This is a genomic window from Modestobacter sp. L9-4 (assembly GCF_019112525.1).
Classification (GTDB): domain Bacteria; phylum Actinomycetota; class Actinomycetes; order Mycobacteriales; family Geodermatophilaceae; genus Modestobacter.
On the sequence record NZ_CP077800.1, the window covers coordinates 2,654,870 to 2,668,965 of the forward strand.

Consider the following 14,096-nt stretch of genomic DNA (forward strand, 5'->3'; position numbering starts at 1 on the left):
GGCCCACCAACGGCCACAGGCGGCCCCGGCGGCGCGCCTGCGTGCGCCTCGCGGGCCGCCTCCCCATGTAGAACGAGGTGGCGGATTGAACTCCGTGTCCAGGACTGGCCGGCGCACGCTGGCCATGACGGCGGGCATCACGGCGGCGGCGCTCGTGCTGTCGGCGTGCGGCGGCAGCAACAGCGATGACAGCGGCGACAGTGGCTCGTCCGGCGGCGGCGGTGGCGAGGCCCTGACGCTCGGCACCAGCGACAAGGTCACCACGATCGACCCGGCCGGCTCGTACGACAACGGCTCGTTCGCCGTCATGAACCAGATCTACCCGTTCCTGATGAACACCCCGCTGGGCAGCCCCGACGTCGAGCCCGACATCGCGGAGTCCGCGGAGTTCACCGCGCCCACCGAGTACACGGTGAAGCTGAAGAGCGGCCTGACGTTCGCCAACGGCCACCAGCTGACCTCCTCGGACGTCAAGTTCACGTTCGACCGCATGGTCGCGATCAACGACGAGAACGGCCCGGCGTCGCTGCTCTACAACCTCGACAGCGTCGCGGCCCCCGACGACAGCACCGTCGTGTTCACGCTGAAGAGCCCCGACGACCAGGTCTTCCCGCAGATCCTGTCGAGCCCCGCCGGTCCGATCGTCGACGAGGAGGTCTTCTCGGCCGACGCGCTGACCCCGGACCAGACGATCGTCGACGGCAAGGCCTTCGCCGGCCCGTACTCGCTCACCGGGTACAAGCTCAACGACCTGCTCTCCTACGAGGCCAACCCCGACTACAAGGGCCTGCTGGGCGCGCCGAAGACCTCCGAGGTCAACGTCAAGTACTACAGCGACTCCTCGAACCTCAAGCTCGACGTGCAGGAGGGCAACATCGACGTCGCCTTCCGCAGCCTGACGGCGACCGACATCGAGGACCTCCGCGGCAACAGCGACGTCAAGGTCGTCGACGGCCCCGGCGGCGAGATCCGCTACATCACGTTCAACTTCGACACCCAGCCCTTCGGTGCGAAGACCCCCGAGGCCGACCCGGCCAAGGCCCTCGCGGTGCGCCAGTCGGTGGCCGACCTGATCAACCGCAAGGAGATCGCCGACCAGGTCTACAAGGGCACCTACACGCCCCTGTACTCCTTCGTCCCCGACGGCCTGACCGGCGCGACCACGCCGCTGAAGGACAAGTACGGCGACGGCGCCGGCGCCCCCGACGCGGACAAGGCGGCCCAGCGGCTGCAGGCGGCCGGCGTGCAGACGCCGGTCACGCTGAACCTGCAGTACTCGAACGACCACTACGGCCCGTCCTCGGGTGACGAGTACGCGCTGATCAAGGACCAGCTGGAGGCCACCGGCCTGTTCACGGTGAACCTGCAGACCACCGAGTGGGTGCAGTACTCCAAGGACCGGACCACCGACGTGTATCCGGCCTACCAGCTCGGCTGGTTCCCGGACTACTCCGACGCCGACAACTACCTGACGCCGTTCTTCCTCACGGAGAACTTCCTCAGCAACCACTACAGCAACCAGCAGGTCAACGACCTGATCCTGAAGCAGGCCAGCACCCCCGACCCCGCCGCCCGCCAGGCCCTGATCGAGCAGATCCAGGACCTCGTGGCCGACGACCTGTCGACGGTGCCCTACCTGCAGGGGGCCCAGGTCGCCGTCACCGGCACCGACGTCTCCGGTGTCGAGGACACCCTCGACGCCTCGTTCAAGTTCCGGTACGGCGCCCTCACCAAGGGCTGATCAGCTCCCGCTGATCGAACAGACACACAGCACACGGCCCCGGGCGACCCGCGACAGCGGGCCGCCCGGGGCTCCGCACGTCCGGCCCCGCCCACCTCGGGCAGGGGCGGTACTGATGGACTGGGAGAGATGACCACCACCACGACGGAACCGGCCACCGAGGCCGGTGACCCCGCGGCCCCTGCGGCCCGCCGGAAGCGCGGCGGAGGTGGCGGCCTCGGCAGCTACCTGCTGGTCCGCTTCCTGCTGATCTTCCCGACGATCTTCATCCTCGTGACGACCGTCTTCTTCCTGATGCGGTCCACCGGCGACCCGATCACCGCCGCCCTCGGCGGCCGGCTGCCGGCCGACCAGCTCGCCGAGCGCATCCGCGAGGCCGGCTACGACCGCCCGCTGCTGAGCCAGTACTGGGACTACCTCACCGGCATCGCGCACGGGGACTTCGGCACCACGATCAGCGACCGGACCCCGGTCATCGACGTCCTCAAGACCTTCGGCGCCGCCACCCTCGAGCTCAGCGTCTACGCGTTGATCGTCGCCTTCATCGTCGGCATCCCGCTGGGCATGGTCGCCGCCTACTTCCGTGACCGCGCCCCCGACGCGGTGCTGCGGGTCTTCGCGATCCTCTGCTACGCCACCCCGGTCTTCTTCGCCGGTCTGCTGCTGAAGCTGGTCTTCTCCGTCTGGCTCGACTGGCTGCCGGTCGCCGGCCGTTCCTCCACCGGCTCGGAGATCAAGATGCAGCGGCTGGACAACCCCACGAACATCGCGATCATCGACGCGCTCCGCACCGGCGACGGCAAGGTCATCTCCGACGTCCTGCAGCACGCCGTCCTGCCCGCCGTCGCGCTGGGCCTGCTCACCGCGGGTGTCTTCCTGCGGCTGGTGCGCACCAACGTCATCGGCACCCTGGGCACCGGGTACGTCGAGGCGGCCCGGTCCCGCGGGGTCAGCGAGTCGCGGCTGCTGCGCAAGCACGCCTACCGGCCCGCGCTCATCCCGATCATCACCGTCATCGGCCTGCAGATCGCGCTCCTGCTGGTCGGCGCCGTCCTCACCGAGACGACCTTCGAGTGGAAGGGCCTGGGCTTCCAGCTGGCCGAGTACCTGCAGGCGCGCGACTTCGTCGCGGTGCAGGGGATCGTCGCCCTGCTCGCCGTCATCGTCGCCGTCACGAACTTCATCGTCGACGTCATCGCCGCGCTCATCGACCCCCGGGTGAGGTACTGAGATGGCCACCGCCACCAACCCCACCACCCACCGGGCCGGACGCCGCCGCACCTGGCGCCAGCTGCCCGTCGTCAGCCAGCTCCGGCAGAGCGTGGGCCTGCAGCGCGGCATGCTCGTCGCCGGCCTGGTGCTGATGGGCGTCTTCGTGTTCACCGCGGTGTTCGCGCCGCTGCTCGCGCCCTACGAGTACGGCCAGCTGCGCGACGCCGACGGCCCGTTCGGCGCCCAGACCGCCCCCTCGGGTGACCACCTGCTCGGCACCACCGTGGGCGGTTACGACGTGCTGTCCCGGGTGATCTGGGGCTCGCGCACCGCCCTCTACGTCATCGTCGTGGCGGTGCTGCTCTCGATCGTCCTGGGCGTGCTGCTCGGGCTGGTGTCCGGCTACTTCGGTGGCTGGCTGGACCGCGTGCTGGTGGTCATCGCCGACGCCGTCTACGCCTTCCCGACCCTGCTGCTCGCCATCGTCGTGGCCATCGTGATCAGCAAGGGGCAGTCCAGCCTGTGGGGCGGCATCCTCGCCGCGGCCATCTCGATCACCGTGGTGTTCATCCCGCAGTACTTCCGGGTCGTGCGGGCCGAGACGGTGCGGGTCAAGTCCGAGGCGTTCGTCGAGTCCGCCCGGGTCATCGGTGCCAGCAACTGGCGGATCATGACCCGGCACGTGCTGCGCAACGCCACCCGCACGCTGCCGCTGATCCTCACCCTCAACGCCTCCGAGGCGATCCTCACCCTCGCCGGGCTGGGCTTCCTCGGGTTCGGCATCGAGCCGACCAAGGCCGCCGAGTGGGGCTTCGACCTCAACCGGTCGCTGTCCGACGTCACCAGCGGCATCTGGTGGACCTCGATGTTCCCCGGTGCGGCGATCGTGCTCACCGTGCTCGGCCTGACCCTGGTCGGCGAGAGCCTCAACGACCTCGCCGACCCCCGGCTGCGCAGCCGCCGCAAGGCCGCCGACACCACACCCCCGCCGGCCGGCATCGTCGAGCCCGGCGGCGCCGTCGTCGCCACGGAAGGACAGCTCCAGTGAGCACCGTCGTCGACATCGCCGACCTGAGGATCTCCTTCGCCACCGACTCCGGCACGGTGGACGCCGTCACCGGCGTCACCCTGCAGGTGCAGTCCGGCGAGGTGCTGGCCATCGTGGGGGAGAGCGGCAGCGGCAAGACCGTCACCGCGCGCAGCATCCTCGGGCTGCTCCCCGAGACCGCGCGCGTCCGCGGTGCGGTGGTGCTGTCCAGCAAGGACGGCGCCAGCTCGCAGGACGTCGTCCCGCTGCGGGGCGCGAAGCTGCGGGAGGTGCGCGGTGAGGACGCCGCGATGGTGTTCCAGGAGCCCTCGACCTCGCTGAACCCGGTCTACCCCGTGGGCTGGCAGATCATCGAGGGGCTCCGCGCGCACGGGAAGCTCAGCAAGAAGGAGGCGCGGACCAAGGCGATCGACGTGCTGCGCCGGGTCGGCATCCCCAACCCCGAGGAGCGCATCGACCACTACCCGCACCAGTTCTCCGGCGGGCAGAAGCAGCGCATCGTCATCGCCCAGGCGCTGGTGCTCGACCCCGGCGTGATCATCGCCGACGAGCCCACCACCGCCCTCGACGTCACGGTCCAGGCCGAGATCCTCGAGCTGCTGCGCCGCTGCCGCGACGACTTCGGCGCCGCGATCGTGCTGATCACGCACAACATGGGCGTCGTCGCCGACCTCGCCGACCGGGTGGCGGTCATGTACCAGGGGGAGATCGTCGAGCAGGCCGACGTCCGCACGCTGTTCAGTGCGCCGAAGGACCCCTACACGCAGCGGCTGCTGGCCGCCGTCCCGCGGCTGGGTCAGGGCGTCGAGCTCACCCGGCAGCGTGCCGCGCGCCGGGCGCCGGGCTGGGCCGAGGCCGCACCCGTGGTCGAGGCGCGCGACCTGAAGATCGTCTACCCGGGCCGGTTCCGGCGTCCGGACTTCACCGCGGTGGACGGCGTCAGCTTCAGCATCCGGCCCGGTGAGGTGCTCGGCCTGGTCGGCGAGAGCGGCAGCGGGAAGACCACCATCGGCCGCGCCATGGCCGGCCTGACCAAGGTCACCGGCGGCTCGCTGCAGGTGCTGGGCGCGGAGATGAACGGGTTCAAGGAGCGCACGTTCCGCCCCGTCCGCGAGCGGATCGGGTTCGTGTTCCAGGACCCCGCGTCCAGCTTCAACCCGCTGCTCACCATCGCCGACGCGGTCGCCGAGCCACTGGTGGTGCACAAGCGGGCAGGTGACGCCCGCGACGCCCGCCCGCGGGTCGACGAGCTGCTGGAGGCCGTGCAGCTCCCGCGCGCGTTCGGCGACCGGTTCCCGCACGAGCTCTCCGGTGGGCAGCGCCAGCGGGCCAGCCTGGCCCGCGCGCTGGCGCTGCAGCCGGAACTGCTGATCGCCGACGAGCCGACCTCGGCCCTCGACGTCTCGGTGCAGGCCCGGGTGCTGGAGCTGTTCGACGAGTTGCAGCGCGACCTGGGGTTCGCGGCGCTGTTCATCAGCCACGACCTCGCCGTGGTCGACCTGCTCGCCGACCGGATCGCCGTCCTCTACCGCGGACAGCTGGTCGAGGAGGGCACGGGTGCCGAGGTGCTCGGCGCGCCGCAGCACCCGTACACGCAGCGGCTGCTCGCCTCGTTGCCGGTGCCCGACCCCGACGAGCAGGCCCGTCGCCGCACCACCTGGAACGCGCTCACCGCGCAGGGCTGACCGGCGGGGCCCCCTCCTGCGGGAGGGGACCCCGTCCCGTCACCCGACGACGACGTCGGGCCCCTCGCGGCGCGCGCGGCGCACCCGCAGCCGCACCACCTGCCCGAGCCGCTTGACCAGGCCCGAGTAGCCCGGCGTCGGGCCGTGGTAGCCGAGGAACCCGCGCGACCCGGACACCATCTCGCCGGTGTGCAGGTCGTAGCGGGCCTGGTGCCACGGGCAGACCAAGCAGCCGTCGGCGTCCACGCTGCCCGCCGACAGGTCGGCCAGCTGGTGCCGGCACCGGCGGGACACGGCGGCGAGCCGGCCGTCGGCGTTGGCCACCGCCCACGGGCCGGCCGGGCGCACCGCGCCGGGGGGCAGCTCGGTGGCGGGGACGCGGTGGGTCTTGGGCACGGGTGCCTCCAGGTGTGGGTCGGGGCTCCGCTCCTACCCCGCCGCGGCGCCGCCAGACCCCGATCGGTCGTGGACAACAGAAGTCGGCCGCCGGTCATGATCGCGCCCCCGGACGGCGGATCGGGAACGATGACCCCATGCCCCGCCTCGCCCGACTGCTCGCCGTCCCCGCCGTGCTGGCCTCGCTGCTGCTGACGGCCGGTCCGGCGGCCGCGGTGGAGCCGTTCTCGCTGCCCGGTCAGGTCACCGACCAGGTCGGTGCGCTCGGCGGCGACCAGGCCCGCGCGCAGCAGGCGATCGACGAGCTCCGCTCCGGGGAGGACGTCCAGCTCTTCGTCGCCTTCGTGTCCACCTTCGACGACCTCTCCGGCCCGCAGTGGGCGGAGCAGACCGCCCGGGAGTCGGGGATGGGCGGCAACGACCTGCTGCTCGCGGTGGCCACCGACCAGCGCGCGTACGGCTACTGGCGCGGCGAGACCGTGGGCCCGTCGGAGTCCGACATCACCGGGGTCCTGGACCGCGACGTCGAGCCGATGCTCTCGGCCGGCGACTGGGCCGGCGCCGTCGTCGCGCTGTCCGACGGCCTGCAGGGCGGGTCCGGGGGTGGCGCGGCGCTGGGCGTCCTGGCCGGCGTGGCCGTGGTGGGCGGCGGCGGGTACGCACTCGTGCGCAGCCGGCAGCGGCGCAGGCAGGCCGAGGCGCAGCGCGTCGCCGAGGCCCGGGCGGCCGACCCGTTCCCCGACGAGACCACCGAGCAGCTGCAGTTCCGGGCCAGCGGCACGCTGCTCGCCGTCGACGAGGCGGTGCAGACCTCGCAGTTGGACCTCGACTACGCCCGGCTGACCTACGGCGAGCAGTCGGTCGCGGGCTTCACCGAGGCGCTGGCCCAGGCGAAGCAGGAGCTGGGGCAGGCGTTCACGCTCCGCCAGCAGCTCGACGACGAGGTCCCCGAGGACGAGCCGACCACCCGGCGGATGCTCGCCGAGATCGTCCGGCTGACCGGCTCGGCCGACCAGCGGCTGGACGAGCAGGCCGCGGCCTTCGGTCAGCTCCGCGACCTGGAGCACAACGCACCGCAGGCCGTCGAGGCGCTCGGCCCGCGGATCGCCGCCCTGCAGGCCCGGCTGCCGCAGGTCCGGCAGCAGCTGCAGGAGCTCGCCGGCCGCTACGCCGCAGCCGCCCTGCGACCGGTCGCGGCGAACGTCGACGAGGCCGCAGCACGGCTCACCGCTGCGGAGGCGGCCTTGGCCGAGGCCCGGACCGCGGTGACCGGGGGCCGGGCCGGGGCAGCGGTCGGCCCGCTGCGCGCCGCCGAGGACGCCGCCACGCAGAGCGCGACCATGCTGGACGCCGTCGGCCGGCTCGGTGCCGACCTCGACGGTGCCGGAGCGCGGATCGCCGCCGTGCAGGCGGAGACCGAGCGGGACCTCGCCGAGGCCCGTTCGCTCGTCACCGACGGCGACCGGACCGGGCTGACCCCGCTCATCGCCCAGGCCGAGCGCGCGGTGGCCGAGGTCGAGCCGGCGCTCCGGCCCGCGGGCGGCGAGCTGCCCGACCCCCTCGCCGTGCTGCGCCGGCTGGACGACGCCGACCAGCGGCTCGACGCGGCACTGCAGCCGGCCCGGGACGCGCAGGCGCAGGCCCGGCGGGCGACCGCGGCGCTGGAGCAGACGGTGCTCTCCGCCCGTTCCGGCATCGCGGCCGCCGGCGACTTCATCGCCACCCGCCGCGGCGCCGTGGGGGCCGCCGCACGCACCCGGCTGGCCGAGGCCCAGCGCCACCTCGACCAGGCCGGGTACCTGGCCGGCGACGACCCGCTGGGCGCCCTGCGCGAGGCCCAGCAGGCCGACCAGCTCGCCCAGGCGGCGCTGCAGGAGGCCCAGCAGGACGTCGACCAGTGGTCGTCCGGCGGCTTCGGTGGCGGCGGGTACGGCGGTGGCTACGGCGGCGGTTACGGCGGGCCCCGGCGCGGCGGCGGCATCGACGTCGGCAGCCTGGTGCTGGGCGGCATCCTGCTCGGCGGTGCAGGCGGCGGCCGCGGGGGCGGTGGCCTCGGTGGCGGGTTCGGCGGGGGCTTCGGCGGCGGAGGTGGCGGCGGGGGCGGCGGCGGGTCGTTCGGCGGTGGCAGCTTCGGTGGCTCCAGCGGTGGCGGCCGCTTCTGAGCCACGGGCCGGCGTCGGCGCCCCGCTCAGGAGCCGGTCCTGGGCACCAGTTGTGGACCGGCTGTTGCCGAAACCCCACTTTCGGGTGAAGCTGTGACTGCGACCACAACCCCCCGCTCATCTCCGGGGCCGCCGCACGGGCGGTGTGGGAGCGCTTCCACCGGAGCGACGAGGCTCCGTGGGCCCACCGACGACAGGACGACGATGTTCTCGAACTCCCGGCCCCGCAGGCGCGCGACCCTGCTGGCCCTCTCCGCGGCCGTCGCCGCCGGCGGGGTGGCGCTGATCAGCCCTGCCTCGGCCACCCCCACGCCCGCGACCACCCCGGCTGCCGCCCCCGCGCCGGTCGTCCAGCCGCCGGCGCTGACCGCCCCTGGTGCGGCGGTCCTCCCGGCCGACACCCGGTTCTTCACCCCCGAGTCCGACCTGGGCGCACGCCGGCAGATCACCGAGGCGCGGCGGCTCAAGCACTACGCCGAGGCCGGGCTCGTCGAGGCCGAGGTGAACACCCCGCAGGCGGTGTGGCTCACCAAGGGCACGCCGGCCGAGGTGCGGTCGGAGGCGCAGCGCGCGGTGCTGATGGCCAAGGCGCAGAACACCGTCCCGACGGTGGTCGTCTACAACGTGCCCGGCCGCGACTGCTCGCAGTACTCCTCGGGCGGTGCGGCCGACGACGCCGCCTACCGCGCGTGGGCCGACGGCGTGGCACTCGGCATCGCCAAGGGCGACACGGTGACGGTCGTCATCGAGCCCGACGGCCTGGCCCTCATGCCCAGCGACTGCGCGCCCGGCACCTACCCCGCGGGCAAGGCGCCCACCGACGAGGGCCGCATCGCCGACATCACCTACGTCAGCCAGGCCATCGAGCGGGCCAACCCCAAGGCCCTGGTCTACCTCGACTCCGGCCACAGCGGCTGGCAGAACGTCGGCAAGATCTCCGAGCGGCTCGTCCGCGCGCAGGTGCAGCAGTTCCAGGGCCTGGCGCTGAACACCTCGAACTACCAGTACACGGCCAACCTGAAGCAGTACGGCACCTGGATCTCCGAGTGCATCACCTACGCCACCGTCGTCAAGCCCGGCGACTACGGCAGCTGTGGTGACCAGTACTGGAGCGGCGGCCCGGCGAACGACTTCACCGGTGTGGCCCTGGACCCGATGAAGGAGTGGAGCGACACCGCCACCGACCCGACGGCCAACACCGCCGGGGTGAACTCCCGCTACGCCGCCGCGCTGGGCACCGTGAAGCCGACCGAGCACTTCGTGCTCGACACCAGCCGCAACGGCCAGGGCCCCTGGGCCCCGGCTGCGGGCACCTCGTACCCGGACCCGCAGACCTGGTGCAACCCGCCCGGCCGCGGCCTGGGCGACACCCCGCAGGCTCAGCCCGACAAGGCCTTCCCGCTGCTGGACGCCTACCTCTGGGTGAAGACCCCGGGGCAGTCCGACGGCTCCTGCAACCGCGGCATCGCCGGCAGCACCACCGACCCGGAGTGGGGCGGCATCACCGACCCGGCCGCCGGTGCCTGGTTCCCGCAGCAGGCGCTCGAGCTCGCGTGGCTCTCGGAGCCGCGCCTGCGCTGAGCACGCTGTCCTGAGCCGGGGCGCCGCGTCGAACCCGACGCGGCGCCCCGGTGCGTTCTGTCCCGGTGCGTTCTGCGCTCGCTCAGCCGGCCCGGGTCGTTCGCCATCGCCGGGCGGCGGAGTCGGCCAGCAGCAGGAACGCCTGGGCCTCGGGGGAGTGGCCGGGGCGGTCGAAGTGCGGTGCGGCACTGGCGCCGGTGACCCGGCCCAGGGCGTCCACCCGGTCGGCGACCGATCCGAGGAGCGACTCGCCGAGCGCGCCGTCCGCCGGGGGCAGCCACCCCTCGGCGGCACCGGTGAGCGCGGCGTAGCCGAGCATGGCGGCCACGTTCGTGTCCGCAGGGCCGGCGGGGTCGTCGAGCACGTCGCCGAAGCGCCCGTCGGGACGGCGCAGCGGGCGGCAGGCGGCAAGCAGTGCACGCACCTCCGCGGCCAGCTCGGCACCGGCGGCGGCGGGCAGCAGGTGCACCGCCCGGGCCGCCCCGGCCGCCACCCAGCCGTTGCCGGTGCCCCAGGCGCGCGGGTCGGCCGGCGCCCCGGCGTCCTCGTCCCAGCGGGCGGCCCACAGCCCGGTGGCCGGGTCGCGCAGCCGCGCCCGGTGCCCGCGGAACTGGGCCAGTGCCGCGGCCGGCTCCCCGGCCCGGGCCAGGAACGGCAGGACCATGAACACGGTGTCGGCCCACACCTGTCGGGAGCTGGTCAGGTGGAACAGGGTGCCGTCGTCGGCGCGCGGCGCACCGGCCAGCAGCCAGTCGCGCTGGCGCCGGGCGGCCGCAGAGAGCCCCGCGTCGCCGGTGCGGGCGGCCAGCAGCGCCACGAGGTCGCCGACCGCCCCGCTGTTCACCGCGCACGCCGGGTCCAGCTCGGCCAGCCGGCCGTCGGGCAGCTGCCGCGCCACGGCGTCGTCGGCCAGCACGCGCAGCAGGGCCGCCTCGCCCGCGTCCTCCAGCGCGGCGGCGGTCACCCCCTGGTCCCAGGAGTGCCGCTGCACGACCAGCAGACACGACAGCACCCGCCGCCGGACGTCGTCGTCCAGCAGCGGGTGCTGTGTGCTCGGTGCCACGGTCAGAACGGGATCTCGGCGCCGTCCTTGAAGAACCGGCCGGTCACCGTGGCCGGCTCGGCGAGCAGGGCCATGGCGCCGGCCGCGCTCTCCTCGACGGTGCCCGGGGCCTCGTCGCCGCCGAGGGCGGTCTTGACCCAGCCCGGGTCGAGCCCGTTGACCGCGATCTCGCCGCGCAACTGCGCGGCCTGCACCAGGATCAGCCCGTTGAGCGCGTACTTGCTCACCCGGTAGCTGGCGATGCCCGGCTCGGAGGCCCCGTCGATCGTGCCGGCACCGGAGCCGACGTGCACGACCCGCGGCTCGGTGCCCGCCCGCAGCGCCGGCAGCAGCGCGATCACCAGCCGGTGCGGCGCGAGCAGGTTGACCTCGAGCGTGGCCTCCAGCGTGCCGGCCGGCTCGTCCTCGAACCGCTCGGCGTGGGACAGCATCACCCCGGCGTTGCTGAACAGGACGTCGAGGGCGCCCCACCGCCGCGCGACCTCCGCGGCCAGCAGTGCGGGGGTCGCCGGGTCGGTCAGGTCGGCCACGACCGGGGCGAAGGTGCCCGGGCCGCTGACCTCCGCGGCCACCTCGTCCAGCAGCGCCGCGTCCCGGGCGGTGCCCAGGACGTCGGCGCCGGCGGCGACCAGCCGCCGGGCCACCGCCCGCCCGACGCCCCGGGAGGCGCCGGTGAGCAGGACCCGGCGGCCGGTCAGGTCGACGTCGGTCACGCGCCGGCCTCGTGCTGGCGCTTGTGCGCACCGATGACCTCGGCGTAGGCGTGCGCGCTGTCCTTGGGCGTGCGGACCTGGGTGTCGTAGTCCACGTGCACGATGCCGAAGCGCTGCGCGTAGCCGCGGGCCCACTCGTAGTTGTCCAGCAGCGACCAGGCGAAGTAGCCGCGGACGTCGGCGCCGGCCTCGATCGCGGTGGCCATCGCCGCGAGGTGGCTGTGCAGGTAGTCGACCCGCTGCTGGTCGTGCACCACGCCGTCCTCGGCGACCTCGTCCGGCCAGGCCGAGCCGTTCTCGGTGATGTAGAGCGGCAGGCCCGGCGCGATCTCGGTGATCCGGCCGAGCAGCTCGGTGAAGCTGTCGGGGTTCAGGCTCCAGCCCATGGTGGTGGTCGGGCCGTCCTGCGCCTCCTCGCGCACGTCCTCGCAACCGATGAAGGTGGTGGGGAGCTGCGGCTCGTGCCCACCGCTGACGACCGCGGCGTAGTAGTAGTTGATCCCCAGCCAGTCGATCGGCGTGGCGATGACCTCGAGGTCGCCGTCCTGGACCGGCAGCGGCGCGCCGACCCTCGCCAGGTCCTCGACGACGTCGGCCGGGTACTCGCCGGTGACGATCGGGGTGATGAACATGCGGTTCATCTGCCCGTCCTGGCGGCGGGCGGCGTCGACGTCGACCTCGGAGTCGCTGGCGGCGTACATCGGGGTGAAGTTCAGCGTGATGCCCAGGTGGTCGGCACCCTTGGCACGCAGCGCCTGGGTGGCCAGGCCGTGGCCGAGCAGCAGGTGGTGCACGGCCTTGGCGGCCGCGGCGGGGTCGGTGCGGCCGGGGGCGTGCGCGTCGGCGTTGTAGCCCAGCAGCGAGCTGCACATCGGCTCGTTCAGCGTCGACCAGTGCGGCACGCGATCGCCGAGGGCGTCGTAGACGATCCCGGCGTAGTCGGCGAAGTGCTTGGCCGTGTCCCGGTTGGCCCAGCCGTCCTCGTCCTCGAGGGCCTGGGGGAGGTCCCAGTGGTACAGCGTCAGCCACGGCGCGATGCCGGCCTCCAGGATCGTGTCGACCAGCCGGCGGTAGAAGTCCAGCCCGCGCTGCTCGACCGCGCCCTTGCCGGCGGGGAGGATGCGCGGCCAGGAGACGGAGAACCGGTAGGTGTCCAGCCCCAGGTCCTTCATCAGGGCGACGTCCTGGGGGTAGCGGGTGTAGTGCTCGACCGCGACGTCACCGGTGTCGCCGTTGAACGTCTTGCCCGGGGTGTGGCTGTAGGTGTCCCAGATCGACGGGCCGCGGCCGTCGACGTCGAAGGCGCCCTCGATCTGGTAGGCGGCGGTGGCGGCGCCGAACTCGAAGCCGGGCGGGAGGACGAGCCGGGAGGGCGCGGAGCGCACGTGGGTGGAGGTCATGGGTGGTGCTCCTCGCTGGTGGGTCGGTGGGGCGGCACGCCGTGGGTGGCCGTGCCGGAGTCGTGGGGGTGTGGTGGTCGGTGCGCGGCGGGGGCTGCGGACCGGACACCAGCAGACTGCCCTGCCGCGCGCCGTCCCACAGTTCGTGGCCGACGGGACGCGGCAGGGCGGGCCTGCGCGGTGTCAGCCCTTCACCGCTCCCTGCATGATGCCGCCGACGATCTGCTTGCCGAGGATCGTGAAGACGATGAGCACCGGCAGGGTGCCCAGCAGCGTGCCGGCCATGATCACCGACTGCTGCGGCACGTAGCCCGAGCCCAGCCCGGCCAGCGCGACCTGCACCGTCGGGTTGGCGTTGGTGAGCGCGATCAGCGGCCAGAAGAACTCGTTCCACGCGGTGAGGAACGTCAGCATCGCCAGCACGGCCATCGCCGGACGGGCCACCGGGACGACGATCGACCAGAAGATGCGGAAGGTCGACGCACCGTCGACCCGGCCGGCCTCCAGCAGCTCGTTGGGCAGCGAGGAGATCAGGTACTGGCGCATGAAGAAGACGCCGAAGGCGCTGACCAGCGTCGGGAAGATGACCGCCTGCAGCTGGTTCACCCACTGCAGGTCCGCGATCATCATGAACAGCGGGATCACCGAGAGCTGGGTCGGCACCATCATCGTGCCGATCACCAGCGCCAGCAGCAGGCCGCGGCCCTTGAACGCCAGCTTGGCGAACGCGAACCCGGCCAGGGTGCAGAAGAAGACGGTGCCCACGGTGATGGCGCCGGAGACCAGGACCGAGTTCAGGATCGCCTTGCCGATCGGCGCCTGCTCCAGCGCCGCCTTGAAGTTGGTGAACAGGCTGGCGTTGGGCAGGAACGGCGGCGGGGTGGCCGCGATGTCGGCGTTGGTGTGCGAGCCGGCGACGAGCGTCCAGTACAGCGGGAAGATCGACACCAGCGCGGTGAGGGTCAGCAGCGTGTAGGTCACCGGGCCGGCCTTGCCGGCCCGCGTGCCCTTGCCGCCCTTGCGGGTGACCGGCCGGTCGACCGGCTGGACGGAGGTGGTCTGGGTGCCAGGGAGGGCGATGGTCATGTCCGGCTC

Annotated in this window: 11 protein-coding genes; 6 read left to right on the top strand and 5 right to left on the bottom strand. The window is 73.3% G+C overall.

Translation table 11 applies throughout. The features are described from left to right. The first annotated feature begins 94 nt into the window (after positions 1–94). The 4 genes from KUM42_RS12500 to KUM42_RS12515 all read left to right on the top strand — a co-directional run bounded on the left by KUM42_RS12500 (position 95) and on the right by KUM42_RS12515 (position 5,686). Positions 95–1,741: an ABC transporter substrate-binding protein gene (locus KUM42_RS12500; RefSeq protein ID WP_237492724.1), complete on the top strand. Its 1,647-nt coding sequence runs from the start codon at positions 95–97 to the stop codon at positions 1,739–1,741. A 129-nt stretch (positions 1,742–1,870) separates the two neighbouring features. Further along, positions 1,871–2,971 (top strand): ABC transporter permease, encoded by a 1,101-nt coding sequence (locus KUM42_RS12505; RefSeq protein WP_237492725.1) that lies wholly within the window; start codon positions 1,871–1,873, stop codon positions 2,969–2,971. Between the two features lies 1 nt (position 2,972). After that, a complete protein-coding gene (locus KUM42_RS12510) occupies positions 2,973–4,001 on the top strand; it encodes an ABC transporter permease (RefSeq protein WP_237492726.1) in 1,029 nt (342 codons plus the stop codon). After that, entirely contained in the window at positions 3,998–5,686 is a 1,689-nt protein-coding gene (locus tag KUM42_RS12515; protein ID WP_237492728.1) for an ABC transporter ATP-binding protein, read from the top strand. Before KUM42_RS12510 ends, KUM42_RS12515 begins: the two co-directional genes overlap by 4 nt. A 39-nt stretch (positions 5,687–5,725) precedes the next feature. On the opposite strand, the gene KUM42_RS12520 is transcribed toward KUM42_RS12515, so the two are convergent. Beyond that, positions 5,726–6,082, bottom strand: coding sequence for a Rieske (2Fe-2S) protein (locus KUM42_RS12520; protein WP_237492730.1), 357 nt, complete (start codon positions 6,080–6,082; stop codon positions 5,726–5,728). A 137-nt stretch (positions 6,083–6,219) separates the two neighbouring features. Between KUM42_RS12520 and KUM42_RS12525 the strand changes: the two genes are divergently transcribed. Beyond that, positions 6,220–8,244 carry a TPM domain-containing protein gene (locus KUM42_RS12525; protein ID WP_237492732.1) on the top strand — a complete coding sequence of 675 codons (2,025 nt, stop codon included), beginning with the start codon at positions 6,220–6,222 and terminating at the stop codon, positions 8,242–8,244. Between the two features lie 204 nt (positions 8,245–8,448). Beyond that, the gene (locus KUM42_RS12530; RefSeq protein WP_237492735.1) at positions 8,449–9,825 is read left to right on the top strand and encodes a glycoside hydrolase family 6 protein; all 1,377 of its coding nucleotides are present in this window, start codon (positions 8,449–8,451) and stop codon (positions 9,823–9,825) included. 82 nt (positions 9,826–9,907) lie between these two features. Here the strand turns inward: KUM42_RS12530 and KUM42_RS12535 are convergent, their stop codons facing one another. From KUM42_RS12535 to KUM42_RS12550, 4 genes are all read right to left on the bottom strand, one after another. Then, positions 9,908–10,888 (bottom strand): glycoside hydrolase family 88 protein, encoded by a 981-nt coding sequence (locus KUM42_RS12535; protein ID WP_237492736.1) that lies wholly within the window; start codon positions 10,886–10,888, stop codon positions 9,908–9,910. A 2-nt stretch (positions 10,889–10,890) separates the two neighbouring features. Then, positions 10,891–11,601, bottom strand: a complete 711-nt coding sequence (locus KUM42_RS12540; protein ID WP_237492738.1) for an SDR family oxidoreductase — start codon at positions 11,599–11,601, stop codon at positions 10,891–10,893. Beyond that, positions 11,598–13,001 carry a GH1 family beta-glucosidase gene (locus KUM42_RS12545; RefSeq protein WP_237492740.1) on the bottom strand — a complete coding sequence of 468 codons (1,404 nt, stop codon included), beginning with the start codon at positions 12,999–13,001 and terminating at the stop codon, positions 11,598–11,600. The genes KUM42_RS12540 and KUM42_RS12545 overlap by 4 nt, the downstream gene beginning before the upstream one ends. A 183-nt stretch (positions 13,002–13,184) precedes the next feature. Next, on the bottom strand, positions 13,185–14,087 hold the full coding sequence (locus KUM42_RS12550; protein ID WP_237492742.1) for a carbohydrate ABC transporter permease: 903 nt from the start codon (positions 14,085–14,087) through the stop codon (positions 13,185–13,187). Positions 14,088–14,096 lie beyond the last annotated feature (9 nt).